Below are 25,960 nucleotides of genomic sequence, written 5' to 3'. Positions count from 1 at the left end.
AAAATATTGAAGCAACCAGCAGTAAATTATAATTTCATCACTTTGATTATTTCGGCGCCGGCATCACTTTCTACGTGCAAAAAGTATATTCCCGTTTTTAGTGACGAAATATCTAAATGTTTGGTCAGCTTCTTACTTTCTATATAATTTTTAACCACTTTACCACTTATATCATAAAGTACAATGTTGTAAATAGTGGCCTTACTCTTTATAAAGATCTCATCCTGTGCGGGATTTGGATAAACCGATATTTTTTCGGTAAAAAATTCATCAGAACTTAGATTCTCATCGCAGTCTACATTAGCTCTCCAGCCAGGACGGTTAAGCGATACGTCTGATCTAAAACGCACTGTAAGAGCACCATCTGCTGTTGTAGATGAGTACGCTTTCGCGAAAGCAACTTCTTCTTCCAGAACATAATCAGTAGTTGATGAACCATTTATTATCGTTAAAAGATCAAAAGAAGCTTCAATATCTACCGCTGTAAAATCTAGCGTGACGCGCTTGCCTGCTTGCGCCGGAAGAAAGAAAATCACGTATTTCTCGTTATTTGCGTATTTACCAGAAATTCCTCCTGTATCAGTAAAAATCCGGTCACAACCGCCAAAAATCGCAAAGCGCAAAGGTTCTGTAAAAAGGCTGTTGCCGTTATTTACAGGGTCACATTGCGCTCTTACATACACATCATAAAAAACATCAGCTTGTAGATCTGTCACTTCTGCATATCTTTCAAGAGTGGTTCCCTTGCTTTTTACATCGCTTGCTAAATATGGGTTTCCGTTTTTTGCTGTGATCACATATTCATAACCTGAATTGTCACCGTTAGGCGCATTCCAGCTTAACGCGACAGCACTCGTGTTTAAAGCTTTAATCGCTACTGCCTGTGGTGAATTACAATTAGCCTTTGTAATAAAATTAGTTCCTGCATACTCGTAAAAATCAGAGCAATTTGAACGCACATAAGCAGTGTATGCAGTACCTGCATTTAGACCTGAAAGGTTAATCTCATTATTATTAGCGGCTGTGGTTCCGTTGGCGATTGGAGTTTCAGCAACAATATCTGCTCCCAATTCATAAATTGCCCAACTATAACCCGCAGCATCATTCTGTATATCATCCCAAGATAAAGTGGCGCTATTTGTAGTTATCGCACTTAAACTTGCGTGGGGATCAACGCATGTACTCTCATCAAAAGAAACATCATCAATAAGAATATCATTGTAGTACAAAATCCCTGAAGCGTTAGTAATATTAGAAAAGCGCAATTGAACATTTCCTGTAATATTATATTCAGACAGATCGTATTTAAATTCCTCCCAACCATCTGCGCCTGTGGTTTTGCGTTGTAGCGTGAGCAGCTCTACCCAATCATTACCAGTGTATAAATCAACTTTTAGCGTGTTAAATGAATCTGGTTCTGAATCATTACTGCTAAACAACCAGAAGCTTACAAATGGTTTTTGAAGAGCGGTAATATTTATGAAAGGTGTCGACAAAACAGAAACATCATTTAACTGATTTACCGAATTATCCAACCAAACAAAATCGTTGCTGTCTGCCTCGCCTGTTGTATGATCATGCGCATCAATAGCATCGTAATCTGGTTCTGAATCATATTGCCAGCCTTCTTTACCAGTTTCTAACCAGCACGCGGGTGTTTTAGTAACATTAAACGGCTGATTGTAGGGAGCCGAAATTGCTGCACACGTGGTTGTGAAACTCAAAGGTCCATACATGATACTCACATCACTAGCACCGCAATACGACGAAATATAAGCATCATAAGCAATCTCAGGATTTAAGCCAGTAAGTTTTACTGAAGCGTTACCTGCCGCAACATCTGCTTCTTTTACAACTGCAGTTATATCGTCGTCTTTCTCAACTATTACAATATGATATTGAGTTGCATTTATACTCGACTGCCAGGATAATTCTACAAAATTGCCGCCTATTAAAGAAGCCTCCAGGTTCTCTGGAGCAGGGCAGGAAGCTTGTGTAGTAAATGGTAACGCTTCTGCGAAATTGCTATTTTCTGCATCACAAACAGAAGCTATGTAAAAAAGATAATCGGTTTCATTATTCAATCCTGTAACCGTAAATTGTGTATCTGTCGCAGAAGGATAAAATTCTGCTACAGCATCTGTATTAGGATCACCGCCTACAGCTGTGATCACCACTTTATAAGAATTTGCATTGTTAACCTTTAGCCAACTAAACTGTGCGCCATCTGGGTGACTTGCTACCAGCTCAACATTAGATGGTCGCGCACATGCGGCACAATTAGCTATAACAGAAAATGCTTCATCTGTTACCATTGGGTTTTCTATGATCACTACCGAATTACCATCAGCATCAAGAAGCTCATATTTAATTTCTTCAGGAAAATCACTATCTCTTTTCCATTTTAATTCAATTACCGAATTTTGGGAAACATCGAGCGATATTTCCTCATAATCACCCGATTTTAAGGTATAATCCTCCGATTTTTCATCAATTTTAATAGAGAGAATCCCCGTATCCCAACCGTCATTAAAAGCATCTGAAGCTTTAAGAGTATAATAACAGTTAGATGTATCCTGACCGTGTGCAAGGCCAAAAAACAGGAAAGTAAGAAGAAAAATGCTGTAAGTAATTTTTGTCATAGGCTATGATTTGGGGAAATCAATAGATCTAAAATTAGAAATGCAGAAAATAAACCTGCCGTAACGATTATAAAACCTCAATAATTAAAATAGAAAAGGCTGGGCGTAAGATACGCAAAACCAGCCTTTAATATCTAATATTTTTATTACTGCTTATCTACAAAAGCTTCCATCACAGCGTCACTAACGCCCATATTGCTAAAACCACCATCATGAAACAGGTTTTGCAAAGTCACTTTTTTAGTAAGGTCTGAAAATAAACTTATCGTATAGTCTGCGCATTCTAGAGCAGTAGCATTACCCAACGGACTCATTTTTTCCGCGTAAGCGATAAAGCCATCAAAGCCTTTAACACCTTGTCCTGCTGTTGTAGGCGTAGGCGACTGAGAAATTGTATTTACACGTACTTTTTTATCTCTACCAAAGAAATAACCAAAGCTGCGTGCAATGCTCTCAAGATATGCTTTGTTGTCTGCCATATCATTATAATCTGGAAAAACGCGTTGTGCAGCCATATAAGTTAACGCCACAATACTTCCCCACTCATTCATAGCATCCTGCTTATACAGCACCTGCATTGTTTTATGAAAAGAGCCTGCGCTAACATCCCAGCCTTTTGCAGTCCAGTCATAATTTTGATCTGTATAATGCTTGCCTTTACGCACATTTATAGACATCCCGATACTGTGTAAAACAAAATCAAGCTTACCGCCCAATTCTTCTACTGCACCGGCTACTAATTTTTCAAGGTCTTCTAGAGATGTCGCATCTGCCGGAATAATTTTTGAACCCGTTTTTTCGGCAAGCTTATTAATAGAACCCATACGCATTGCGATAGGAGCATTTGTTAAAACAAAGGTCCCTCCTTCTTCATGAACTCTTTCTGCAGTTTTCCAGGCAATTGAATTCTCATCAAGTGCGCCAAATATTATCCCTCTTTTTCCTTTTAATAAATTGTAGGCCATGTGTATTGTGATTTTCTGTTTTTTAAATATACTTATTATTAATTGAGTAATTGTCGTGCATGACTCAATGCTGCTTCAGAGGTTGATTTTCCTCCTAACATTTCTGCAATTTCTGCAACGCGGCTGTCAACATCAAGCTTTTCTATACCTGTAATTGTACGTGCAGCATCATCATTCTTAAATACTTTAAAATGATTTGCTCCCTGTCCCGCAATTTGCGGTAGATGGGTAATGCTTATAATTTGCATTCTACTACCCATTTTTTTCATTATTTCACCCATTTTTAAAGCGACTTCACCGCTAACTCCGGTATCGATCTCATCAAAAATCAATGTTGGTAAATTAGCGTAATCACTCAATACAGATTTTATCGCAAGCATTATGCGCGATAATTCACCTCCTGAGGCCGATTTTAGCTCCTGTGGGCGCATTCCTTTATTTGCTGTAAATAAGAAATGTAGATCATCTTTACCATTATCTCTAAAATCGTCACGAGCGATCAACTTTACTTCAAAAAAAGCATTTGGCATACCTAATTGCTGAAGTATTCCCTCAAGATTTTGAGTTAAAGGTTTTATTGCTTCTTCCCGCTTTCGCGAAATTATAACCGCTTGTTTATCTAGCTCAATAAGGGCAGCTGCGATACTTTTTTCAGTTCTTTTAATCTCGTTATCAAGGTCTGTAAGAGATTGAACCTGCTCGTCTAGTTCATTCTGAATAGCGATCAATTCTTCTACAGAAGCTACTTTATGTTTCTTTTGAAGATCAAAAATAAGATTCAATCTGTCTTCTACTTTTGCCAGCTGTTCAGGATCGCCTTCTGTTGCTGCAGCAATATCGTTTATAGTTTCGGTAATATCTTCAACTTCAATATTGAGACTTTCAAGACGCGTATTAAGACCGTGTAGACTTGTACCGTAACCCGCTAATTTGCTAATACGCAATTTCACGGCTAGCAACATATCTATAACTCCTAATTCTTCGCGTGTAAGTAATTGGTTAGCCTCTGCAAGACCTTCTGTTATCTGCTCTACATTGCCTAACATCTCAAGATTAGACTCAAGTTCTTCCTGCTCACCCGGTTTTAATTTGGCATCAAGAAGTTCATTAAGTAAAAAATTATTGTATTCTTCTTCGCGCTGAGCAGCTATCTTTCTATCCTGAAACTTTTTGAGCTTATTACGGTCTTTTTGAAGGGTTGCAAACAGATTTTTATAATCACTTAGAAGATCACCATTCTCTGCAAAAGCATCTAAGATCATAAACTGAAAGTCATTATCTGTGACTTCCAGCGTCTGGTGCTGACTGTGAATATCTACCAGTCGCTCTCCTAATGCCGAAAGTTGACTTAAAGTAACGGGTGTATCATTTACAAAGGCTCTGCTCTTACCGCTGGGTAAGATCTCTCTGCGCACTATAGTTTGCGCTTCATAATCCAGATCCTGTTCTGTAAAAATGGGTAGTAGGTTATAGGCTTCCACTTTAAAATGAGCTTCTATAACGCATTTTATTTCGGCATCGCCTATACTTGAAATATCTGCTCGTTTACCTAAAATAAGCCCCAGTGCACCCAGTAAAATTGATTTACCCGCACCAGTCTCACCCGTGATAACGGTAAAACCAGGATCAAACTGAAGTTTAACCTCTTCAATGAGGGCGTAATTTTTAATGTATAGGCTTGTAAGCAAGGCTTGCCGGTGGTTTAAAATTCTCGGTAAATATAGGAGAGATTTCTTGTTATTTCAAAGAAAATCGGGCTGGTTAAAATTTGATGTCTTTCCAGTAAGTTGCCTTTGTTGGCGCTACTTTATTTAGCGTGGTAACCAGTTCAGAAATATTTACCTGGGGCCCATCTGAAAACATACGCGCCACTTCATCTGCTTTAGCATCAAAGAAAACGCGAGTTAAAAAGTTATTGGGCCGGTTAGCATACATCTGATCAAAAAGAGCAAGTGTTACTGCAATAGACTGTTTAGCTTCTCTTGTGTTTTCAGCCATAAAATCTAAACCGTTGCGGTGATAAGCGTAAAGCACCTCAGAAAAATCTGAGAAATTAGGCGAAAGCAGATCTTCATTCAGCCTAAATCTACTTTGGGTTCCACTCTGTGCTGTCCATCCTTCGCTACCACTTTGTTGCGCGGTATTCACGATCTGTTTAGCTTCTTCAAAATAAGGAGTCCCACCACCTCTGGTATATGTTGCCGCATCCATACCTATAATTGTATAAGCGTAATAGGCCAGTACTGAGATTAGATTAGAATCAAAAGTATTGGGATTATAATTGAGAGGCTGAAATTCTGTATAACTAAAATTGAACTGTCTGTCGTTAAAACTAAAAACAGGGGTGCTATACGTTGCATTATAAACAGGTCTAGAAGATTGCACCTGTATACTGGCCGTAAAAAAGTCTGAATCTATATTTGAAATAATTATTACAATACTGCAATCTATTTTCTCCTGCTGTTTGTATTCTACATCGGTCCAGGTGGTGTTATTCATAAATTCCTGCACCTGTGTCTTTAAAGTTCTAAAGACCTGTAGATTGCTCTGCCCGGTTTGTTCTGCATTTATATCTACAGAACAGTTGAGTTCCTGAGCGTTTACACCAAGATTTAAAATGAATAATGAAAAAAATAAATAAATGGTTCTATGCATGAATTGCAGTTCTAATTTCTTTAAAAATATCTTTCGCAACAGCTTCCTTAGATTTAAGATCGTTGGGTCTAACCTCTTCTTCCTTATTTATAAAAGTAACCTTATTGGTAACAGTTTTAAAACCTGCTCCTTTGTCATTAAGTGAATTGAGTACTATAAGATCCAGATTCTTTTTAATTAGTTTCTTCTTAGCGTTCTCAATTTCATTTTCTGTCTCTAAAGCAAAACCGACCAAAAACTGTTTCTTTTTAGTATTCCCCATAAAACCAAGAATATCCTGGGTAGGTTCAAGGTCTATAGAAAGATACTCTGCCTTCTTTTTTATTTTCTGGTCAGCCGGTGAAATAGGTCTGTAATCTGCAACAGCCGCAGCTGCAATTGCAACATCTACTTCATCGTAATATTCTTTAACGACAGCAAACATATCCTGAGCACTAACCACCCGTATAACCTTAATTAAACTATGCTCAATTTCTAAATGCGTAGGCCCTGAAATAAGGATAACTTCTGCTCCCAATTCTGCAGCACATTGCGCTAATTCAAACCCCATTCTGCCACTGCTGTGATTGCCTATAAAACGTACAGGATCTATCGCTTCGTATGTAGGTCCTGCAGTAATCAATACTTTTTTCCCTTTTAAAGGCATTTTAGCAAGCCTATCTCGCTCAATAAACTTTACAATATCTTCTGGCTCTGCCATACGCCCCTGCCCTTCAAGACCACTTGCCAGTTCGCCTGAAGTTGCGGGTATCATAATATTCCCAAAAGATTGCAGTTTTTCAAAAGTATCCTGAGTACTGCGATGCTTGTACATATCAAGATCCATTGCCGGCGCAAAATAAACCGGACATTTAGCTGAAAGATATGTGGCCAGAAGTAAGTTATCACTGGTTCCTGTTGCCATTTTTGCAAGCGTATTTGCTGTCGCTGGTGCTATAACGAAAAAATCGGCCCAAAGGCCGAGATCAACATGGTTATTCCACATAGCGTTGTCATCTTCACTATGAGTAAATGATGACAAAACAGGATTTTTTGAAAGAGTAGAAAGCGTTAGTGGTGTTACAAATTCTTTTGCATCTGGTGTCATAATAACTTTAACCTCTGCTCCCGCTTTTATAAAGGCGCGAACCAGCCAAGCAGATTTATATGCCGCAATGCCGGCGGTAACACCAAGAATAACTTTCTTGCCGCTTAAAACAGACATCTATTGTTCTGTTTCTGCAGTATTACGGTAATAGATCTTATCTTCTAACCATTCCTGAACAGCCATCGCGTGAGGCTTAGGAAGTTTCTCGTAGAATTTTGATACCTCTATCTGCTCTTTGTTTTCAAAGATCTCTTCAAGACTATCACTGTAAGTTGCAAACTCATCTAGCTTCTCAAGTAATTCTCTTTTGATCTCAGTATTGATCTGTGTTGCACGCTTAGCAATAATAGAGATCGCCTCATATATATTTGAGGTAGGAGCATCTATTTTCTCTCTGTTAAAAGTTATTGTATTTACCGGTGCCTCAAGATTCTTTACATCCATAATAATCAATATTAAATTATAAGTACTGTTGTAATCGCTGATCGATATCAGCCTTTATTTCGTCTGCCTGCGTTCTGTATTCTCCTTCAGGGTAAGACTTTATTAATGTTTTATAAAAAGCATCTGCTTCTTTTAAACGTTCTTCAACAAGGCTGGGAACGCTGTCTATAGCATACTTATATTGTGAATCAAGCTTATAATAAAAAGCGGCCTCTCTGTAAGGAGAACCCGGATAATCTGATATAAAATCGTCTAGTGCAGCTTTTGCACTTACATAACCTCCCAGATAACTACCTATTGTATTATACTGCTTTGCGATCTCAAAAGCTTTCTTCTGCATTTTAAGACTTAATTCATTAATTTTTGCTGTAGCCTGCTCTGTATATTCAGATTCGGGATACTTACCAATAAATTGTTGAAGTTTATCAAGAGCTTTTTCTGTTTCGCTCTGGTCAAGGCTATATCGCGGCGAAAGCTCATAATAGCTCAAGCCCGCCTTAAATTGTGCCTCTTCTACCTTTTCAGAATTGGGATAAGATGTAGCAAAACGATCAAAATTATAACCAGCCATATAATAATCACCTACATTATAATAGGTGTCTGCATATAAGAACATTACGCGCTCAGCCTGAGGCTTTCCTCTATAGCTGGGCACAACTTGTTCCCATAATTTTAGCGACTTTTTGTATTTCCCTGCCTGATATAATGAATCTGCCATAGAATACTTCATAGACATATCATCAGATTTAAGCACATCCTGGTACTCACCACAGGAAGCTAAAAGTAATGCGCTAAAAATTAATATTATTGTGTTTCTCATCTGGTTTAAAAACATCGTGCAAAAGTAGTTATTTTCTCGTGATTAAAAAACTTAAAGACTATAACGCTTTTAGATACGTTGCAATTTTATCATTTAAATTTTCACTTGCCTGTACAAGAGGCAGGCGTACTACGGGTAAACAAAGACCTTTTTGAGCTAATAACGCCTTAATACCGGCAGGATTGCCTTCGGCGAAAATTAAATCTATTGCGGGCATAAGCCTGAAATGTTTGCTATATGCCATTGCCTGATCTCCTGAAAGACCGTCACGTATCATATCACTTAAAACATCAGGAATTCCCTGACCTAAAACTGATATTACCCCATCACCACCGGCTGTAACCGTAGGCGCTGCAAGCATGTCATCACCAGAAATTACCATAAAGCCCTCGGGTTTGTCTTTCAACAAACGCAGCATTTGTGTAATATCACCGGCGGCCTCTTTAATTCCAAAAATATTATCAAAGTCTCTGCCTAATTTCAGAACAGTTTCCGGAAGCATATTGCTACCTGTACGACCGGGTACATTGTATAATAAAATGGGTAGTGGTGAAGCTTTAGAGATCGCTTCATAGTGTGCGTAAATACCTGCCTGGCTTGGTCTGTTATAATAGGGAGAAACAGATAAAACACCATCAAATTCAAAAAGATCTCTTTCTTTCAATTCCTGAATTATATGAGCAGTATTATTACCGCCTATCCCCAGCATCAAAGGCACTCTGTTCTTATTTACCTCAATGCTACGCTTTATAACCTGTTCTTTCTCTTCCTGCGTAAGTGTGGCATTTTCTGCGGTTGTACCTAACACTACAAGATATTCTACCCCGCCATCAATACTGTGTTCTATAACACGTGAAAGACCGTCGAGATCAAGACTTAAATCATTATTAAAAGGCGTAACAAGTGCTACACCCGTACCTTTAAATTGCTGCATGCTAATCTATGCGATTAAGTATTTTCAAATATTTTTTTAGCTCTGTCTTAAAAGCTGTTGTGTTTTCCAGATCTACATGTATCGTTAAATCATTTAACTGATACTTTTGAAAAGGAAAACCTACTTTAAATCGCGCACCTGAGCGCGCTGTGATAAATTGCAAAACTAAGTTTTCTGCGTTGTAATAACTCAATAAAAGATCAAAAGGTTTTGAAACAAAATTAGACACTGCTTCACTTTTAATCTTCCCATTAAATCCTATTACGTCATCGTAGAAGAACTCATCCTGATCAGGTAGATTTTCCTTTTTATTCTTAAAACTAAGCATTTCAATATCAATACCATCTCCTAGTCCTTTAATGATATTCCTGATCTGCTCTGCATTGTTAAAAGCAGAAATATCAAGAAGAATACCTACGCTATGAATTTTAGAAGAAATTGAAGATCCTGCAGAATTATCTATTAATTTTTGAATATTTCTTTTAATGGATTTACGTTTCCATACGTCTAAAAACATCTACCTTTACCTTTAGAACAAATGTACTTAAATATACAATAAAGCAAACAGCTAATTTTTCGCTAAAATGACTCGATTTTTTCTGTATTTACTGGCAATAACAATGTTTTCTGCCTGTAAAAACCAAGAGGTAAGTCTCTCAGAGATTAGAGGAAAAGAAATAACTATTTCAGATTCTTTACAAGCTAACCAGGCTATTAATAACTTCATAGCACCTTACAAAAAAAACATAGACAAGCAGATGGACAGTGTCCTCGCTTATGCTCCTAAAAGCCTCTCTAAAAGTGACGGCGCGTATAATACCGCAATAGGAAATATGCTTGCAGACGCGGTTTTTGAGCTTGAAGGACCGATTTTTAAACAACGAACGAACTCTAATATTGACGCTGTACTCCTAAATCACGGCGGTATAAGATCTACTCTTAATCAAGGCTCGGTCACAATGCGCTCTGCGTATGAAATCATGCCTTTTGAGAATATGATCGTTGTAGTAGAATTAACCGGAAAGAAAGTTAATGAAATGTTCCAATATCTAAAATCTGGTAAGGCACACCCTCTTTCTGGTATACAACTTGTTCTTAATGATAAAGGAGATATAGAAACTGCCACCATAGGCGGTGCTCAGGTTGATGAAAACAAGACTTACTTTATTGCCACAAGCGACTATTTACAGCAAGGTGGTGACAGAATGGATTTTTTTAAAGACCCGGTAAGCATACAAGAAACAGATTACAAATTGCGCAATCTGTTGATCGATTATTTTGCAAAACACGATACTATTGCTCCCGTACGCGATAATCGTTTCATTAAAATACAATAAGTCATGCAAAGACGTAAGTTTATAAAAAACACAGCAGCTGCAACTGCCTTTGCAGGTATTGCCGGCAGCACATTAACATCATTTACAACCAAGCCTAAACAGCACATTACTATTTTGCATACAAATGATGTACACAGCCATATAGAGCCTTTTCCGGCAGAAGATGCAGATTATGCAAATAAAGGTGGTGTTGCGCGCAGGCTAACACTTATAAATAAGATAAAACAGGAAAACCCAAATACGCTGCTTCTTGATGCTGGCGATATTTTTCAGGGAACACCTTATTTTAACTTTTACGGGGGCGAATTAGAATTCAAACTCATGAGCATGTTGGGTTATGATGCGGCTACCATAGGCAATCATGATTTTGACAATGGTATAGATGGTCTGGCGGCTCAAATGCCTAATGCTACGTTTAAGATGATCTCATCTAATTATGACTTCAGCAATACCATAATGGATGGCAAGACACAACCGTATGAGATCTTTGAAAAGGACGGAATCAAAATTGGTGTGTTTGGTGTAGGTATTCAACTAGACGGCTTGGTAAACAAAAAAATGTCTAAAGAGACCGTTTACATAGACCCTGTTGAAGTGAGTCAGGATATGGCAAAACAGCTTAAAACTGAAAAAAACTGCGACCTTGTAATTTGCTTATCACATTTGGGTTACTCGTACGAATTTGATAAAGTTTCAGATCTTACGCTTGCAGCGAAAACTAAAGATATTGATCTTATTATAGGCGGTCACACTCATACTTTTTTACCTAAACCTGTAATTGCTAAAAATGCTGCGGGTAAAAATGTACTTATCAATCAGGTAGGATGGGCCGGAATCAATCTTGGTAGAATCGATTTCTTTTTTGATGATGAAGGTAATATTAATAGCGAAGGAGCTACAATTTCAGTTTAAAGGATCAAAAGTAGGAGTCTGACTCCCTAATAACCTTTTTCATATTAATAAGATACTGCACAAAAAGCAGTTGAGCAATAAACTCGCACCCGTTTATAACGCCCATTAAAGCTGTAGAATCTTCAAGATATTCAAAAATAAATGTACCTAACGCTACAACCGTGTAGCCAGCTCCTGCGATAAATAAAAATACACTTTTAGGATGCCTGTTGAATATGGAAACATAAAAACAAACGGTTATAAATAATACAAAAGACAGGAATGCCGGCGTATAAATATAGATGCTGGGTATATGATCAACAACCAGAGAACTAATTGTAATAATTATATAAGTTATTGCTATAAAGCCAATAAAAGGTGCGGTGAGATCTCTTGATCTTATAGAAAAGTTAGTTTTTCTGAGAACCGGCCTTAACAAAAAGGTAAAACTGATAAAATACAGCGTAAAGAGGAACATTGCAGGATAAAAAAGCCTTGTCATCCCAAGTGCCACACAAGCCTCTCCCAGCATTGCAAACACTAATGCAGATAAAAGCATGACATTGAGGTCTCCAGTCTTTCGCCAATAATACAAATACAGAAATACATGAAAGAAAGGTTTTACAAAAACTGTTTCTGAATTTCCGTAAATAATAGATACCGTAACAGAGCAAATTCCTATAATAATCGCGATGAATTTAAAGAAGTTTGCCATACATGTATTTGTTAAAAAATCAGCCTAAAAGGGCTAAAAACTGGTCTTCAGTAAGCATTTTTGTGCCTAATTTTTCGGCTTTTGCCAGTTTGCTGGGTCCCATATTTTCCCCGGCAACCAGATAATTAGTTTTTGATGAAATAGAACCTGAAACTTTGCCGCCATTATCTTCAATCAGTTTTTTTAATTCGTTCCTAGAAACTTTATTAAAAACTCCTGAAATCACAAAAGTATCACCATCTAACTTATTGGTTTGGTTCTCTAAAACTTCTGCAGAAATTTCAAGCTGAAGTCCGTGATCTTTTAATCGCTCTATCAGTTTCTTTTTTTCCTCATGCGTGAAAAAGTCGACCACACTTTCGGCTATACGCTCCCCTATCTCATCTACCGTTATTAATTCTTCAAGAGTAGCTTTCGCCAAAGCGTCAATACTTTTATAATGCCGTGCTAATTTCTTTGCTACAGTCTCTCCCACATAGCGAATTCCCAAGCCAAACAAAACACGCTCAAACGGAATTTCTTTAGACGCTTCAATACCATTTATAAGGTTCTCTGCAGATTTCTCTGCCATTCTTTCAAGTGGCAAAATTTCCTCTTTTGTAAGTGTATAAAGATCTGCGTAATTATTTATTAGTCCGTTGTTTACAAGCAGCGCAACAGTCTCGCCACCCAAACCTTCAATATCCATCGCTTTACGCGAAATAAAATGCTGTATACGCCCAATAATCTGTGGCGGGCAACCCTCATCATTAGGACAATAATGCTGCGCTTCACCTTCATTACGCACTAATTGAGTACCGCACTCAGGGCAATTGGTGATATATGCTGTAGGACTTGAATTAGGATCGCGTTTTTCAAAATCAACACCTATTATCTTAGGGATGATCTCTCCTCCTTTTTCGACATACACCTCGTCACCTTCTCTAATATCAAGCTTGGCAATTTGGTCTGCATTGTGCAAAGAAGCCCTTTTCACAATAGTTCCTGCGAGCTGCACAGGCTCTAGATTTGCTACCGGCGTAATAGCTCCCGTTCTACCAACCTGGTAAGTGATCTTGTGTAATTGTGTAGAGACCTGTTCTGCTTTAAATTTATAGGCCATCGCCCAGCGCGGAGATTTTGCCGTATAGCCCAACTCCTCCTGCTGCTGAAAACTATTCACTTTTATCACCACACCATCTGTCTCATATGGAAGATCATGACGATGAATATCCCAGTAATTTACAAACTCCAGCGTTTCTTCGGTAGAGCTTACTAATTTAGCCGCTTCAGGCACTTTAAAGCCCCATTCACGTGCTTTTTGCAAACCTTCATACTGCGTAGCAAAACCTAAGTTTTCACCTATAATCGTATACAAAAGACAATCAAGTGGTCTCTTTGCCACCTCGCTGCTGTCTTGTAATTTTAAACTCCCGGAAGCGGTGTTGCGCGGATTACGATAAGGTTCTTCTCCAGCTTCTACACGTTCTGCATTCATTTTAGAAAAACCTTCAAAAGGAAGCACAATTTCGCCTCTAATATCAAATTTTTCAGGAAAATCACCTTTCAGCTTTAAGGGAACCGTGCGTATAGTTCGCACATTATTAGTAACATCATCTCCCTGCACACCATCACCTCTTGTTACCGCTTTAACAAGCTCACCTTTTTCATACGTAAGACTAATTGAGGCACCGTCATACTTTAACTCACAGGTGTATTCAACTTTGCCATCTACCAGCTTTTTTATGCGCTTTTCCCAATCTTCCAGATCTTCTTTAGAATAAGAATTATCAAGTGAATACATGCGATAATCATGTACAACTGTAGCAAAATTCTTAGTCACCTGCCCTCCCACTCGCAGCGTGGGGGAATTAGCATCATAGAACTCAGGATGTTTCGCTTCAAGCTCCTGAAGTTCTTTTAGTTTAGTATCAAATTCAAGGTCTGAGATTTCAGGTTTATCAAGAACGTAGTACTTGTAATTATGGTCACTAAGTTCCTGCCTGAGAGATTCAATTTTTTGCTGAGTAGTCATGTATATCTGTAAGCCGATTTTAAGCCTGAAAAGCTGATTTTTGAAGATTTTAAGCCGTTTTTTTTACTAATTAAGTGCGCTCAGGTTTTAGCCATTGTGGTTTTGGCAAAGGTTTAAAATTGTGCATTTTATCAATTAGACGATCGATGTCGTCATCTATAATTACCATTTCAAAATTATCCATTCTCAAAAACCCTCTTCGTACCATTTCTTCCATCATTGCGATAAGATGATTAAAAAAACCACCCGTATTTAAAAGTGCAATGGGTTTTTGATGCAAACCCAGCTGTGCCCATGTAGTGATCTCAAAAAGCTCCTCCAGCGTACCAAAACCTCCCGGAAGCGCAATAAAACCGTCACTCAATTCCTGCATTTTAAGTTTGCGATCATGCATATTCTCTGTAGTAATAAGCTCTGTCAAACCCAGATGAACAACTTCTTTCAATTTTAAAAACTGAGGTATCGCACCCACAACTTTACCGTGGTTGTCAAGGCAGGATTTTGCCACCTCGCCCATAATTCCTCTTTTTGAAGCGCCATATACAAGGGTAATCTCCTTTTCTGCAAGTTTCTTACCCAGTGCGTTTGCCTGTTCTATTATTTCATGATCGTTTCCTTCACTGCTTCCGCAGAAAACACAAATTGAATCTAGTTTATTCATGATTTTATTCCTTTGAGCATTCTATCTTTTTTAAACATATCCTGGCATAGGATCACATCAACAAAGCCAGAATTCTTTAACAAAATGCGTGTTTCTTCCCCAAGATACTCATTGATTTCAAAATAAACAGTACCCTCGGGCTTCAAATTTCGTGAAGCAAGCTGTGCGATCTGTCTGTAAAAAATAAGCGGGTCTTCGTTTGTCACGAAAAGCGCACCATGAGGTTCATTATTAAGCACATTGTCATGCATTTGTCCCTTTTCTAATTCACGCACATAAGGCGGATTTGAAACTATAATATCATAATTCTCCTGAAAAAGGTCAACATTTAAAACATCAGCTTCAATGAAGTTGATCTCAGCATTATTTTGCAAAGCATTCTTTTTCGCAATAGCGAGAGCATTTTTAGAAATGTCAAGAGCGCTTACTTTTGCATGTGCTAGTTGTTTTGCCAGGCTAATCGCTATACACCCAGAACCCGTACCTATATCAAGTATTTTAAGAGGTTCGTTGCTTTTACCGCAGTCATCAACAATCCAGCTTACTAATTCTTCAGTTTCTGGTCTGGGAATTAATACATCTGGAGTTACCAGAAAATTATAACCGTAAAACTCAGTTTCTCCCAAAATATACTGCAATGGCTCTTTCTTTTTTAGTCGTAGCAGATCACTTTTAAAAAGTTCAGCTTGTTCTACAGCAAGCATTTTCTCCCGGTCTAAAGCAACATCAATACGTCTCATATTGAGATACTTTTCTAGAAGTTGATAGAAAAACGAATCGATCTCTTCTGAGGGATAAAACTCCTTTAATTGAGAATGGAAAGAAGATCTAAGATCTGTGATTTTCATTTTAAACCGCTTTCAAGTCTTTAAGCATATGAACCGGGCACGCACAATGACCCGTATCTCCTAAAGGGCCGTCTATGTAATAAAAACCTGTCTTTTTATATAAATGCTGAGCGTCTTTCATATTAGGCATAGTCTCGATATAAACCTGTTCAAAACCGTTTGCTTCCGCGAAAGCCAAACAGGTATTCATTAATTGTGCACCCAGACCTTTGCCACGAGCTTTTGCCAGAAAGTACATTTTTTGCAGTTCGCAAACAGGGCCATCGTAATTCTGAAGCTGGGCGATACCGGCGCCACCTATTAGTTTTCCGTCCTGTTCTACAACAAAATATTCGGCCAGCGGAACATCATACGTTTCAAACATTTTATCAAGTGCCTTGTCTGCATAAGCCGTCCCCACTTTAGGCACGCCCATCTCTATTAAAACCTCTCGTATTACTTTTGCAATCTCTTTATTATCTGACTTTTTTACGGGTCTGATTATCGCTGCGCTCATCTTACTTTTTAATGCTATTTTTGAAACGGTGAAGATACACGAAAAATACATGTTGCGCTGTCTGGAACTGGCCAAAAATGGACTGGGAAGCACCTATCCCAACCCTATGGTAGGTAGTGTAATCATATATAATAATGAGATAATAGGTGAAGGGTGGCACCGTAAAGCAGGTTTACCACACGCAGAAGTAAATGCGGTAAAAAGCGTAAAAAATGAAGCGCTGTTGCCAGACTCTACAATTTATGTAAGTCTGGAGCCTTGCAGTCATTACGGTAAAACTCCGCCATGCAGCGACCTTATTATCGCAAAAAAAATAAAGAAAGTGGTCATTGGCACCGTTGATCCTTTTGCGGCTGTTGCCGGCCGCGGAATTAAAAAATTGCTGGATGCCGGTTGTGAGGTTATGGTAGGGGTTCTGGAAAAAGAGTGCCAGGATCTTAACAGCAGGTTCTTTACATTTCATCAAAAAAAACGTCCTTATATTATTTTAAAATGGGCGCAGACGGCAGATGGCTTTATAGCTCCTAAACAGCGCGATGAAGCTAAACCGGTGTGGATCACAAATACCTTTTCGCGACAGCTAACACATAAATGGCGCACAGAAGAGCAGGCAATTTTAATAGGAACGGCAACTGCAATTGCAGATAACCCAAGTCTTAGTGCGAGGGATTGGCAAGGCTCTTCCCCTACGCGTATAGTTATTGATCGCACTTTAAGAATCCCCCCGTCAAGTGCTGTTTTTAATGATAAAGCAAAAACAATCATTTTTTCAGAAAAAAGACCCGATTCTGAATACAAAAACGAAGTTATAACACTTGATTTCTCTAAAAATTTACCCCGGCAAATCTGTGATCATCTTTATAAACAAGAATTGCAATCTCTAATTGTTGAAGGCGGAACAAAAACTTTACAATCATTTATTGATGCCAGTCTCTGGGATGAAGCACGTGTTTTTACCGGGAATAATTATTTTAATGACGGCGTTAAAGCTCCTGTATTAAGTGGCTCTTTCCCTAAAGAGCAGGAAATTGCTACAGATAAGTTGAAAATTTACACCAATCATAAAACTGACGAAAAATGATTAAGAATATAATTTTTGACTTTGGCGATGTATTTATAAATCTTGACAAGAAAGCTCCTGAATATGCTTTGGGAAAAGTAGGCGTGCGCGTAACAGACCACGACATTTTTGAACTGCACAATCTTTATGAGAAAGGTCTGGTTACTTCAGACCACTTAATTGAGACGTACTTAAACACTTTCCCCTCTCTTAATGAAATTTCGTTTAAACTAGCTTGGAATAGTATTATTCTCGACTTCCCTGAAAATCGGTTAAATTGGCTCCTAAATCTGGCAAAAACAGGTCAATATCGTTTGTTTTTACTCAGTAATACCAATGATCTTCATATCGAGCAAGTAATCAAAAATATGGGAGCGATAAATTATATTAAGTTTCAATCGTGCTTTGAGAAATTTTATCTTTCGCAGCATATGAAAATGAGAAAACCAGATCTTGAGATTTTTGATCATATTCTAACAGAAAACAACCTGATAGCCCAGGAAACGCTTTTTATAGATGATACGATTCTCAACACATTAGCAGCTTCATCGCTCAATATAAATACCTGGCATCTGCAACCGGGCATAGAAGATGTGACCGAATTATTTACAATTAAGAAAGACCTGTTTTGATTTACCTTTTATTGAGCATCATTGCCTCAAGCCTCATTTTTATTGTTTTTAAATTATTTGATCGTTTTAAAATAAACACGCTGCAGGCAATTATCTACAACTACTTTTTTGCCTGTTTTACCGGATTATTAGCCTATAACACCCGATTTTCACTTAGCGAAATTCTCCATAAAAAATGGCTTTTAGGAGCCGTGTTACTCGGCGTACTTTTTATTGTGATCTTTTATCTCATGGCGATCACAACCCAGCGCAGTGGTCTTTCTGTTGTTTCTGTTGCTACAAAAATGAGTCTTGCCATACCTATATTATTCGGTTTTATTTATTACAGAGAAAGCATAAGTTTTGTCAAAATCACAGGAATATTATTGGCTCTAACAGCTGTTTATTTTACTTCGGTCAAAAACGAAGACGCACTTAAAGTTAAACCTAAAAATCTCATCTTTCCTATTCTGGTTTTTCTGGGTAGCGGCGTTATAGATACCAGCATTAAATTCTTAGAAAACAGCTTTGTAGCGAAAGATGAAGTGCCCCTGTTTTCTGCCACTATATTTGCATCGGCATTCGTCATTGGGATTATGGTCTTAGTTTTTCAAAAATTAAAAGGTAATTTCAACTTTGAATCTAAAAACCTGTTAGGCGGTGTTGCTTTAGGCATACCCAATTACTTTTCGATCTATTTTCTAGTGCAGGCTTTACGCGCAAATGGTCTTGAAAGCTCAACTATTTTTACCCTGAATAATGTCGCGATCGTAATGCTCTCAACATTACTAGGCATAATTCTGTTTAAAGAAAAACTACTTCCTAAGAATTGGTTAGGAATTGGTCTTGCAGTTCTAAGTTTGATATTAGTTACTCTTGCTGCATAGATAATTTCCTAATCAAATCTTAATTAAGGGGTTACAGAGTTAAACTAAATTTAAAGTAGAGTATAAATCCAGATTTCAGCCTCATTCTTTTTATTTTGAGAAAAACCTTAAACTAAAAAGCTATGAAAAACTTTAAACCTTTACTTATTTTATTTGGACTCATCCTTATTACAGGATGCGGCACGAGTGTAAAAACAGTTAATCCAGATAATACAGATTTAAGCCAATATAAAACCTTTGCCTATTTACCCAACACTAATATTGAGGTTCCCGGCAAATCGTATACTAATGATAAGGTAAATGAAATGATCATCGAGACCATTAATAGTAATATGGAAGAAGCTGGTTACACGTTAGATAGAGAAAATCCTGATCTTCTGGTTCTTATAAGTACAAAAACAAATTTACAAACAGAAACTACTACTCAACCAGCATACGTAAGTTACCCCTATCGCGGGAGAATAAGTACGATACGCCCTTATTACAATTCATATTATTACACCGGGTACAACTCGTATGCCGGCATAGTGGGCTACAATACAGATACCTATTCTTATAAGGAAGGAACTGTGATTATTGATATTATTGACAGAGAAACTAAAAATACGGTTTGGAAAGGAACCTCTTCTGAAGATATATTTAATCAAACTGAAAATTCTGCCATTACAGAACTGGTAAATGCTATTTTTGATAAATACCCGCTGGTAAAATAATTGATTAGAAAAAATGCGATTTAAAGGAAGCTCATTCGCTTCCTTTTTTTATATCTATTTCTCACATTTGCAGGAATGAGCCAGAATACAGAAAAACCGGCAGATAGTTACAAGACGCTTGCAAAAGCTGCTCCTGAAACCATTTTTAAAGATAGGGGAAGTAAATTTATAGGTTATGCCTTTCACGTTAAAACCGAAGATGACATAAAACTCTATCTGGAAAATCTACGCAGCGATCACGCAAAAGCAAGTCATGTATGCTACGCCTGGCAATTAGGTAAACGCTATGATCATTTTAGGGCAAATGATGATGGAGAACCTAACAATTCTGCAGGAATGCCCATTTACGGTCAACTACAATCATTTGATCTTACACAAACACTTGTAGCTGTCGTTCGCTATTATGGCGGAACAAATCTAGGCGTAGGCGGGCTTATACATGCTTATAAAACCAGCGCACAAATCACCCTGGAAGGCGCTAAAATCGTTAGAAAAACGATAAAAACAGCCATTGCTGTTTCTTTTGACTATCCGTTAATGAATAAAGTGATGCGTATTATAAAAGAGGAAAATCTAAATATAAACAAGCAGGACATGCATCTGGATTGCAAAATCACTTTAGAAGTACGCAACAACAAAATCGATCAAATAAAAGACCGTTTTGCAGCGATTTTTGGCACAAAAACAGAGATTCTTGACGACTAACTTTTAAGTATATCAAGAATGTATTGAGGGCATCTTATGGGTCTGTTTGTTTTCATATCTACAAATACTAAAGTTGTACTCGCTCGTGTTATTAATTTACCATGTTGATTTGATATTTTATAACTAAAACTTATACGTGCGCCAGGCATACTTTCAAGCTCAGTTTCAATCGTCAGATTATCATCAAAATACGCAGGTTGCATAAAGGAAAACTTCATCTCATAAACAGGAAGCATAACGCCGTTTTCTTCCATACTTTTATAAGAAACCCCTAAAGCATTTAACCATTCAATACGCGCTAACTCCAGATATACTGCGTAATTTGAATGATGCACTACTCCCATTTTATCGGTTTCTGCGTATCTTACTCTAATTAAAGTATTATATTTAAACATAGACTTATTAACAAAATAAATTGTACTTTACAGATTGTCTTGTTATGCGAAAAAAAATCCACAAAACCAACGTGATATTTTTTTTTATTTATAAATTTTGTTCACATATTTGCCCAGCATTAAATGAAACGAAAAGCCCTCTTTATCTCACTTTTTAATGCTCCTAAATCTATAAATAACTTAAAAATTTAACCACAAAATGAGTATGACTGCGCAAACAGTTTGGGATAATTGTCTATTATTCATTCAGGACAATATCACACCGCAGGCATATAAGACTTGGTTCGAGCCAATTAAGGCTGTGAAACTAACAGATAATGCCCTGAGCATACAGGTACCCAGCAAATTTTTTTACGAATGGCTCGAGGAACACTATGTAAAATTACTCAAAGTTTCTTTAACAAAAGAGTTGGGCGAAAGTGCAAAGTTAGTTTATGTGATTAAAATGGAGAACACTTATGGCAACCGCCAGCCGTTCACCGAAAAGATACCCAGCTCAAACAGACCGTCATCAATGAAATCTCAGGATGTTGACGCTCCTCTAAAAAATAAAAGTCCGGAATTAAAAAATCCATTTGTAATACCGGGTATACGCAATCTGGAAATCGAGTCTCAGCTTAATCCTAATTATAATTTTGATAATTTCTTAGAAGGAGATTCTAACAGGTTAGCAAGATCTGCTGGTTTAGCTGTCGCAAACAAACCGGGAGGCACCTCTTTTAATCCGTTATTGATATTTGGTGGTGTAGGTTTGGGGAAAACACATTTAGCTCACGCTATAGGTGTACAGATAAAAGATAAATATCCAGATAAAACTGTTCTATATATATCTGCAGAAAAGTTTACGCAACAATATATAGAATCTGTAAAAAAGAATAACAGAAATGATTTTATTCATTTCTACCAGGTGATTGACGTATTAATAGTAGACGATATTCAATTACTCTCTGGTAAAGCAGGAACACAGGATGTTTTCTTCCATATTTTTAATCATTTGCATCAAAACGGTAAGCAGGTCGTTCTAACCAGCGACAAGGCTCCTGTAGATATGCAGGATATTGAGCAACGTCTCTTATCGAGATTTAAATGGGGTCTTTCTGCAGAATTGCATCAGCCCGGGTTTGAAACGCGTACTTCTATTATCAAGAACAAATTGTATCAGGATGGTGTAGAAATGCCAGAAGATATCATTGAGTTTCTTGCTAATAATATTAAGACCAACATACGCGAACTTGAAGGTGCTATTATTTCATTAATCGCACATTCGTCTTTCAACCGCAAAGAGATCACATTAGATCTGGCTAAAAAGATAGTAGACAATTACGTTAAGCATACTAAGCGCGAGGTTTCTATAGACTATATACAAAAGGTCGTAAGCGATTACTTCCAGATGGATGTTGATACACTACAATCTAAAACGCGTAAGAGACATATTGTACAGGCAAGACAATTAGCGATGTTCTTTGCTAAAAAATTAACTAAAGCCTCCCTTGCAAGTATAGGTTCACAAATAGGTAAACGCGATCATGCTACGGTATTACACGCCTGCAAAACGGTAGATAATCTTTCTGCGACAGATAAGCAATTTAGAAAGTACGTAGAAGATCTTAATAAAAAGCTTACTATGTAGAGCCGCTTCTAGGCTTTTTACAAGAACTGTTTTAGCTTTACATTATTAACTTACCAGACATGAAAGTCCAAATTTTAATGGTTTGCCTGGGCAACATTTGCCGCTCACCTCTAGCCGAAGGTTTACTTAAATCTAAACTCGACCCCGAGAAATTCACAGTAGAATCATCAGGAACAGGACATTGGCATATTGGTAGTCCGCCAGATGTGCGCAGTATCGCTATTGCACAACAAAACGGACTTGACATTGCCTCACAGCGCGGTATGCAGTTTAAGCCCAGATTTTTTGATATATACGATCACATTTATGTGATGGATAAATATAACTACAGAGACGTTATTGGGTTTGCCAGAAATGAAGCTGACAAACAAAAAGTTCATCTTATTCTAGATGAGATCTTTCCCGGTGAGGGCGTTGACGTTCCAGATCCTTACACAGGCGGTGAACAGGGTTTTGCAGATGTCTACAAAATGCTTGATGAAGCTACATCTAATATTGCCAATAAATTACAAAACTAAATACCTTACAATTTTGTATTTTTCCTGTAAACTCCTCTTGTCATGAAAAATATAATTTTAAGTTTCATCTTTCTTTGTATTACAACGGCGCATGCTCAGGAAATCGATCTTGATAGCTTTGCTTCCGGGTTTACGCATCCGCTAAATATTCAAAATGCAGGAGATGATAGGCTTTTTGTACTTGAGCAGGAAGGCATCATTAAAATCGTTTCTACAAACGACGGATTAACAAACGGTGAGCCTTTTCTGGATATTTCAGATTTAACCGTATCTGCTGGAGAACGCGGTTTACTGGGACTGGCTTTTCATCCTGAATATCAAACTAACGGGATTTTCTTTATTTACTATACAGACCTGTCTGGGAATACGACTGTGGCAAAATATGAAGTGAGCCCAGATAATCCCGATATCGCAGATCCAGATTCTGCCACGATCATTCTCACCGTAGATCAACCTTTTGGCAATCATAATGGCGGCAGTATTGTCTTTGGCCCTGATAATTATCTATACATAGGTTTGGGTGACGGCGGTAGCGGTGGCGACCCCAATGTTAATGGTCAAAACAAAAATTCTCTTTTAGGTACTATTCTGCGTATAGATGTTGATAATGGCTCTCCCTACTCTATTCCTTCAGGTAATCCTTTTGCAGATGATGCTTCCGCGAAAGCTGAAATATGGGCATACGGTTTACGTAACCCGTGGAAGTTTTCTTTTGACCCTGAAACAGGCGATTTGTGGATAGCCGATGTAGGCCAGGGTAATATTGAAGAAATAGACAAAGTAGCCTATACCGAAGCAGGGTTAAATTATGGCTGGAGGTGTTATGAAGGCACAGCCACATACAATACTACAGATTGCCCTGAAGCTTCTACTCTTACATTTCCCGTTACTGAATATCAGCACGATGTAATTGATACTGATACCGGTATTAGACGATGTTCTGTCACAGGAGGTTTTGTATATAGAGGCAGCCAGTATCCCGATCTTGTGGGTAAATATGTTTTCGCAGATTATTGCACTAATGAGATAGGTACCGTTACAGCAGATGGTAGTGATGGTTATGCAATCAAATTTTCAAGACCTTACCCAGGAAATGCATTTTCAAGTTTTGGGGTAGATAATGATGGCGAACTTTATGTTGCCGGTTATGAAAGTGGAGATATTCTAAAAGTTGTAACTAACGATCTGGGAGTGGGTGATAATGCAGCTGATGTCATTCGTTTCTATCCCAATCCTGCAAAATCTGTCTTAAAAATATCCGGTTCAGGAAATGAGATGATTGAGCTGACTATTTTTAATATAGAAGGAAAAATAGTACTCACAGCAGCAACTAATAGAGAAAAAGAAATAGATATTTCTTCACTAAAATCGGGTGTTTACCTGATAAAATCGGCTGAAAACGGTAAAAATCTCGGTGTTCAAAAATTAATAATAGACTAACATGCAAAACCTGCCTGCAGTAGGAAATTTATATCTCATACCCACAACATTAGGCAACACACCGCCCCTTGATGTTCTCCCACAATCAGTTGCAAATACTGTTGAGAATCTTGATGAATTTATAGTTGAAAACGAAAAATCTGCAAGGGCTTTTATAAAGCTGTTAACGCCAGATAAATCACAACCCGGTCTTATTCTGCATACTCTAAATAAGTACACAGAAGTAGCTGATTATCCTACTTTTTTAAATGCGTGTCTTGAGGGTAAATCTGTAGGTTTATTATCTGAAGCTGGTGTACCGGGAATTGCAGATCCGGGAGCAGACATTGTTAAGATAGCTCATGCAAAAGGTATTCGTGTTATTCCACTTGTTGGCCCTTCTTCTATCTTAATGGCGATGATGAGTAGCGGTATGAATGGGCAGAATTTCGCTTTTAATGGCTATTTACCTATAGATCAAAAAGAGCGCAAAAATGCAATTAAACGCTTAGAACGTATTTCTGCAGAACAGGGACAGTCTCAGATTTTTATAGAGACTCCTTATCGCAATAATAAAATGCTTGAAGAACTTTGCCATACACTTGATAAGCATACACAAATATGTGTGGCTTGCGATATTAGCTTGCCCAGCGAATTCATACTTACAAAAGCAGCCGCACAATGGAAGAATAAAATGCCAGATCTTCATAAAAGACCGGCAATTTTCATCATTCAGAAATAAAATTTTCGTTTTTAAAACAAAAAAAAGGGCAACATAATTGTTGCCCTAAATCTTCTCTTTCAAATATATTAATTGATACTAACTATCAAGATCAACTTTAGCAAATTTATCTGGCTGGATAAAAGAAACATCATAGCCGGCAAATTTTCTTAGGTAACTTTTAATAGAAGTACCAAAAGCATCCCTAAAGCCTTCTACGCCACCTGAGCGTAAATATCTTTTAACACTCCCGGGACCAGCAAGGTGAGCTGCCGCCAGAATACCAGATTCTGTGATACGAACGCCATTTATAACTTTACCATTAAATCGCTTTATGTCTTTTCTCAAAACCCATTTGTTTCTTGAAGCATTTGCGATAAAGGCTTTCTCCTGTAAAACAGGACTGTTTATAAACTCATCTGTATCATTTACACCCAGCAATAAAAGCGTACTGCGCCCAAACTGGTATCGACCTAAATAGCCGAATTGATTAATGCGTTTATAATCGTTTTGTGATTCTTTAAAACCCAGGGCTTCTTTAAATCCTGCAAAAGAATTTCCCGGATTGGCAAGATTCTTCTTTTCTACAGCAACATGATCTACTTCATCTACAGAGGGAACTGTGTAATGCAATTCTAATCCTTCTGTTGAATAAGCAGTAGATTCTGCAGTGTCTTTAACTGAAAAGCTCAGTGCTACAAGACCAAATACCGAAGGTAATGCTGCTAATTTTATTATGTTTTTTGTCATAATTGTTGATTAAGAACTCAAGTAAAAAAACAGTTACTCCCG

General features: G+C 37.7%; 27 protein-coding genes. 11 read left to right on the top strand and 16 right to left on the bottom strand.

Annotation, left to right across the window (positions count from 1 at the left end; translation table 11 throughout):
- Nucleotides 1-26: 26 nt before the first annotated feature.
- The 9 genes from ACH3PA_RS14135 to ACH3PA_RS14095 all read right to left on the bottom strand — a co-directional run bounded on the left by ACH3PA_RS14135 (nt 27) and on the right by ACH3PA_RS14095 (nt 10,064).
- Complete coding sequence (locus ACH3PA_RS14135) at nt 27-2,642, bottom strand: fibronectin type III domain-containing protein (protein WP_416443062.1); 2,616 nt, start codon at nt 2,640-2,642, stop codon at nt 27-29.
- Between the two features lie 146 nt (nt 2,643-2,788).
- Nucleotides 2,789-3,607, bottom strand: a complete 819-nt coding sequence (locus tag ACH3PA_RS14130; protein WP_416443064.1) for an enoyl-ACP reductase FabI — start codon at nt 3,605-3,607, stop codon at nt 2,789-2,791.
- Nucleotides 3,608-3,645: 38 nt separating this feature from the next.
- Nucleotides 3,646-5,295, bottom strand: a complete 1,650-nt coding sequence (gene recN, locus ACH3PA_RS14125; RefSeq protein WP_416443066.1) for a DNA repair protein RecN — start codon at nt 5,293-5,295, stop codon at nt 3,646-3,648.
- Between the two features lie 73 nt (nt 5,296-5,368).
- Nucleotides 5,369-6,262, bottom strand: coding sequence for a DUF4835 family protein (locus tag ACH3PA_RS14120; protein ID WP_416443068.1), 894 nt, complete (start codon nt 6,260-6,262; stop codon nt 5,369-5,371).
- Nucleotides 6,255-7,466, bottom strand: coding sequence for a bifunctional phosphopantothenoylcysteine decarboxylase/phosphopantothenate--cysteine ligase CoaBC (gene coaBC / locus ACH3PA_RS14115; protein ID WP_416443069.1), 1,212 nt, complete (start codon nt 7,464-7,466; stop codon nt 6,255-6,257). Before coaBC ends, ACH3PA_RS14120 begins: the two co-directional genes overlap by 8 nt.
- Entirely contained in the window at nt 7,467-7,793 is a 327-nt protein-coding gene (locus ACH3PA_RS14110; protein ID WP_416443070.1) for a DNA-directed RNA polymerase subunit omega, read from the bottom strand.
- Between the two features lie 16 nt (nt 7,794-7,809).
- Nucleotides 7,810-8,613 (bottom strand): outer membrane protein assembly factor BamD, encoded by an 804-nt coding sequence (locus tag ACH3PA_RS14105; RefSeq protein WP_416443072.1) that lies wholly within the window; start codon nt 8,611-8,613, stop codon nt 7,810-7,812.
- Nucleotides 8,614-8,671: 58 nt separating this feature from the next.
- Complete coding sequence (gene dapA, locus ACH3PA_RS14100) at nt 8,672-9,547, bottom strand: 4-hydroxy-tetrahydrodipicolinate synthase (RefSeq protein ID WP_416443074.1); 876 nt, start codon at nt 9,545-9,547, stop codon at nt 8,672-8,674.
- A 1-nt stretch (nt 9,548) separates the two neighbouring features.
- Entirely contained in the window at nt 9,549-10,064 is a 516-nt protein-coding gene (locus ACH3PA_RS14095; RefSeq protein ID WP_416443075.1) for a DUF6913 domain-containing protein, read from the bottom strand.
- A 67-nt stretch (nt 10,065-10,131) separates the two neighbouring features.
- On the opposite strand from ACH3PA_RS14095, the gene ACH3PA_RS14090 reads away from it, so the two are divergent.
- Nucleotides 10,132-10,884 carry a 5'-nucleotidase C-terminal domain-containing protein gene (locus tag ACH3PA_RS14090; RefSeq protein ID WP_416443077.1) on the top strand — a complete coding sequence of 251 codons (753 nt, stop codon included), beginning with the start codon at nt 10,132-10,134 and terminating at the stop codon, nt 10,882-10,884.
- A 3-nt stretch (nt 10,885-10,887) separates the two neighbouring features.
- Nucleotides 10,888-11,796 (top strand): bifunctional metallophosphatase/5'-nucleotidase, encoded by a 909-nt coding sequence (locus ACH3PA_RS14085; RefSeq protein ID WP_416443079.1) that lies wholly within the window; start codon nt 10,888-10,890, stop codon nt 11,794-11,796.
- A gap of 4 nt (nt 11,797-11,800) precedes the next feature.
- Here ACH3PA_RS14085 and ACH3PA_RS14080 read toward each other — a convergent pair whose 3' ends face one another.
- The 5 genes from ACH3PA_RS14080 to ACH3PA_RS14060 all read right to left on the bottom strand — a co-directional run bounded on the left by ACH3PA_RS14080 (nt 11,801) and on the right by ACH3PA_RS14060 (nt 16,509).
- Nucleotides 11,801-12,490 carry a hypothetical protein gene (locus tag ACH3PA_RS14080; protein ID WP_416443081.1) on the bottom strand — a complete coding sequence of 230 codons (690 nt, stop codon included), beginning with the start codon at nt 12,488-12,490 and terminating at the stop codon, nt 11,801-11,803.
- A 19-nt stretch (nt 12,491-12,509) separates the two neighbouring features.
- On the bottom strand, nt 12,510-14,504 hold the full coding sequence (ligA, locus tag ACH3PA_RS14075) for an NAD-dependent DNA ligase LigA (RefSeq protein ID WP_416443083.1): 1,995 nt from the start codon (nt 14,502-14,504) through the stop codon (nt 12,510-12,512).
- 70 nt (nt 14,505-14,574) lie between these two features.
- Nucleotides 14,575-15,165 (bottom strand): TIGR00730 family Rossman fold protein, encoded by a 591-nt coding sequence (locus tag ACH3PA_RS14070; RefSeq protein WP_416443085.1) that lies wholly within the window; start codon nt 15,163-15,165, stop codon nt 14,575-14,577.
- A complete protein-coding gene (gene prmC, locus ACH3PA_RS14065) occupies nt 15,162-16,013 on the bottom strand; it encodes a peptide chain release factor N(5)-glutamine methyltransferase (protein ID WP_416443087.1) in 852 nt (283 codons plus the stop codon). The genes ACH3PA_RS14070 and prmC overlap by 4 nt, the downstream gene beginning before the upstream one ends.
- A gap of 1 nt (nt 16,014) precedes the next feature.
- The gene (locus tag ACH3PA_RS14060) at nt 16,015-16,509 is read right to left on the bottom strand and encodes a GNAT family N-acetyltransferase (protein WP_416443089.1); all 495 of its coding nucleotides are present in this window, start codon (nt 16,507-16,509) and stop codon (nt 16,015-16,017) included.
- 28 nt (nt 16,510-16,537) lie between these two features.
- Here ACH3PA_RS14060 and ribD point away from each other — a divergent pair, with 28 nt between their 5' ends.
- The 5 genes from ribD to ACH3PA_RS14035 all read left to right on the top strand — a co-directional run bounded on the left by ribD (nt 16,538) and on the right by ACH3PA_RS14035 (nt 20,485).
- Nucleotides 16,538-17,590: a bifunctional diaminohydroxyphosphoribosylaminopyrimidine deaminase/5-amino-6-(5-phosphoribosylamino)uracil reductase RibD gene (gene ribD / locus ACH3PA_RS14055; protein ID WP_416443091.1), complete on the top strand. Its 1,053-nt coding sequence runs from the start codon at nt 16,538-16,540 to the stop codon at nt 17,588-17,590.
- Nucleotides 17,587-18,201, top strand: a complete 615-nt coding sequence (locus ACH3PA_RS14050; RefSeq protein WP_416443093.1) for an HAD-IA family hydrolase — start codon at nt 17,587-17,589, stop codon at nt 18,199-18,201. Before ribD ends, ACH3PA_RS14050 begins: the two co-directional genes overlap by 4 nt.
- On the top strand, nt 18,198-19,067 hold the full coding sequence (locus ACH3PA_RS14045; protein ID WP_416443095.1) for an EamA family transporter: 870 nt from the start codon (nt 18,198-18,200) through the stop codon (nt 19,065-19,067). The genes ACH3PA_RS14050 and ACH3PA_RS14045 overlap by 4 nt, the downstream gene beginning before the upstream one ends.
- A 122-nt stretch (nt 19,068-19,189) precedes the next feature.
- Nucleotides 19,190-19,780, top strand: coding sequence for a DUF4136 domain-containing protein (locus ACH3PA_RS14040; RefSeq protein ID WP_416443097.1), 591 nt, complete (start codon nt 19,190-19,192; stop codon nt 19,778-19,780).
- A 75-nt stretch (nt 19,781-19,855) separates the two neighbouring features.
- Nucleotides 19,856-20,485: an IMPACT family protein gene (locus tag ACH3PA_RS14035; RefSeq protein ID WP_416443099.1), complete on the top strand. Its 630-nt coding sequence runs from the start codon at nt 19,856-19,858 to the stop codon at nt 20,483-20,485.
- On the opposite strand, the gene ACH3PA_RS14030 is transcribed toward ACH3PA_RS14035, so the two are convergent.
- Nucleotides 20,482-20,880, bottom strand: coding sequence for an acyl-CoA thioesterase (locus tag ACH3PA_RS14030; RefSeq protein WP_416443101.1), 399 nt, complete (start codon nt 20,878-20,880; stop codon nt 20,482-20,484). The two genes, ACH3PA_RS14035 and ACH3PA_RS14030, sit on opposite strands and share 4 nt — an antisense overlap.
- 199 nt (nt 20,881-21,079) lie before the next feature.
- On the opposite strand from ACH3PA_RS14030, the gene dnaA reads away from it, so the two are divergent.
- The 4 genes from dnaA to ACH3PA_RS14010 are packed head-to-tail and all read left to right on the top strand — an operon-like array spanning nt 21,080 to nt 25,189.
- Complete coding sequence (dnaA, locus tag ACH3PA_RS14025) at nt 21,080-22,510, top strand: chromosomal replication initiator protein DnaA (protein ID WP_416443103.1); 1,431 nt, start codon at nt 21,080-21,082, stop codon at nt 22,508-22,510.
- A gap of 59 nt (nt 22,511-22,569) precedes the next feature.
- Nucleotides 22,570-23,028 (top strand): low molecular weight protein-tyrosine-phosphatase, encoded by a 459-nt coding sequence (locus tag ACH3PA_RS14020; protein WP_416443105.1) that lies wholly within the window; start codon nt 22,570-22,572, stop codon nt 23,026-23,028.
- Nucleotides 23,029-23,070: 42 nt separating this feature from the next.
- Complete coding sequence (locus tag ACH3PA_RS14015; RefSeq protein WP_416443107.1) at nt 23,071-24,468, top strand: PQQ-dependent sugar dehydrogenase; 1,398 nt, start codon at nt 23,071-23,073, stop codon at nt 24,466-24,468.
- A gap of 1 nt (nt 24,469) precedes the next feature.
- A complete protein-coding gene (locus ACH3PA_RS14010; RefSeq protein ID WP_416443109.1) occupies nt 24,470-25,189 on the top strand; it encodes an SAM-dependent methyltransferase in 720 nt (239 codons plus the stop codon).
- A 78-nt stretch (nt 25,190-25,267) separates the two neighbouring features.
- Here the strand turns inward: ACH3PA_RS14010 and ACH3PA_RS14005 are convergent, their stop codons facing one another.
- Nucleotides 25,268-25,918 carry a peptidoglycan-binding protein LysM gene (locus tag ACH3PA_RS14005; RefSeq protein WP_416443111.1) on the bottom strand — a complete coding sequence of 217 codons (651 nt, stop codon included), beginning with the start codon at nt 25,916-25,918 and terminating at the stop codon, nt 25,268-25,270.
- Nucleotides 25,919-25,960: the final 42 nt, after the last annotated feature.

Source organism: Leeuwenhoekiella sp. A2, assembly GCF_047946655.1.
Classification (GTDB): Bacteria; Bacteroidota; Bacteroidia; order Flavobacteriales; family Flavobacteriaceae; genus Leeuwenhoekiella.
The sequence above is the reverse complement of the archived record's forward strand: the minus strand, read 5'-3'. Positions and strand labels throughout refer to the sequence as shown.

What these genes read in the sequence shown, in the direction of transcription:
- ACH3PA_RS14135 (WP_416443062.1), bottom strand. Translation starts at nt 2,642, where the DNA reads ATGACAAAAATTACTTACAGCATTTTTCTTCTTACTTTCCTGTTTTTT.
- ACH3PA_RS14130 (WP_416443064.1), bottom strand. Translation starts at nt 3,607, where the DNA reads ATGGCCTACAATTTATTAAAAGGAAAAAGAGGGATAATATTTGGCGCA.
- ACH3PA_RS14120 (WP_416443068.1), bottom strand. Translation starts at nt 6,262, where the DNA reads ATGCATAGAACCATTTATTTATTTTTTTCATTATTCATTTTAAATCTT.
- coaBC (WP_416443069.1), bottom strand. Translation starts at nt 7,466, where the DNA reads ATGTCTGTTTTAAGCGGCAAGAAAGTTATTCTTGGTGTTACCGCCGGC.
- ACH3PA_RS14110 (WP_416443070.1), bottom strand. Translation starts at nt 7,793, where the DNA reads ATGGATGTAAAGAATCTTGAGGCACCGGTAAATACAATAACTTTTAAC.
- ACH3PA_RS14105 (WP_416443072.1), bottom strand. Translation starts at nt 8,613, where the DNA reads ATGAGAAACACAATAATATTAATTTTTAGCGCATTACTTTTAGCTTCC.
- dapA (WP_416443074.1), bottom strand. Translation starts at nt 9,547, where the DNA reads ATGCAGCAATTTAAAGGTACGGGTGTAGCACTTGTTACGCCTTTTAAT.
- ACH3PA_RS14095 (WP_416443075.1), bottom strand. Translation starts at nt 10,064, where the DNA reads ATGTTTTTAGACGTATGGAAACGTAAATCCATTAAAAGAAATATTCAA.
- ACH3PA_RS14090 (WP_416443077.1), top strand. Translation starts at nt 10,132, where the DNA reads ATGACTCGATTTTTTCTGTATTTACTGGCAATAACAATGTTTTCTGCC.
- ACH3PA_RS14085 (WP_416443079.1), top strand. Translation starts at nt 10,888, where the DNA reads ATGCAAAGACGTAAGTTTATAAAAAACACAGCAGCTGCAACTGCCTTT.
- ACH3PA_RS14080 (WP_416443081.1), bottom strand. Translation starts at nt 12,490, where the DNA reads ATGGCAAACTTCTTTAAATTCATCGCGATTATTATAGGAATTTGCTCT.
- ligA (WP_416443083.1), bottom strand. Translation starts at nt 14,504, where the DNA reads ATGACTACTCAGCAAAAAATTGAATCTCTCAGGCAGGAACTTAGTGAC.
- ACH3PA_RS14070 (WP_416443085.1), bottom strand. Translation starts at nt 15,165, where the DNA reads ATGAATAAACTAGATTCAATTTGTGTTTTCTGCGGAAGCAGTGAAGGA.
- prmC (WP_416443087.1), bottom strand. Translation starts at nt 16,013, where the DNA reads ATGAAAATCACAGATCTTAGATCTTCTTTCCATTCTCAATTAAAGGAG.
- ACH3PA_RS14060 (WP_416443089.1), bottom strand. Translation starts at nt 16,509, where the DNA reads ATGAGCGCAGCGATAATCAGACCCGTAAAAAAGTCAGATAATAAAGAG.
- ACH3PA_RS14050 (WP_416443093.1), top strand. Translation starts at nt 17,587, where the DNA reads ATGATTAAGAATATAATTTTTGACTTTGGCGATGTATTTATAAATCTT.
- ACH3PA_RS14040 (WP_416443097.1), top strand. Translation starts at nt 19,190, where the DNA reads ATGAAAAACTTTAAACCTTTACTTATTTTATTTGGACTCATCCTTATT.
- ACH3PA_RS14035 (WP_416443099.1), top strand. Translation starts at nt 19,856, where the DNA reads ATGAGCCAGAATACAGAAAAACCGGCAGATAGTTACAAGACGCTTGCA.
- ACH3PA_RS14030 (WP_416443101.1), bottom strand. Translation starts at nt 20,880, where the DNA reads ATGTTTAAATATAATACTTTAATTAGAGTAAGATACGCAGAAACCGAT.
- dnaA (WP_416443103.1), top strand. Translation starts at nt 21,080, where the DNA reads ATGAGTATGACTGCGCAAACAGTTTGGGATAATTGTCTATTATTCATT.
- ACH3PA_RS14020 (WP_416443105.1), top strand. Translation starts at nt 22,570, where the DNA reads ATGAAAGTCCAAATTTTAATGGTTTGCCTGGGCAACATTTGCCGCTCA.
- ACH3PA_RS14015 (WP_416443107.1), top strand. Translation starts at nt 23,071, where the DNA reads ATGAAAAATATAATTTTAAGTTTCATCTTTCTTTGTATTACAACGGCG.
- ACH3PA_RS14010 (WP_416443109.1), top strand. Translation starts at nt 24,470, where the DNA reads ATGCAAAACCTGCCTGCAGTAGGAAATTTATATCTCATACCCACAACA.
- ACH3PA_RS14005 (WP_416443111.1), bottom strand. Translation starts at nt 25,918, where the DNA reads ATGACAAAAAACATAATAAAATTAGCAGCATTACCTTCGGTATTTGGT.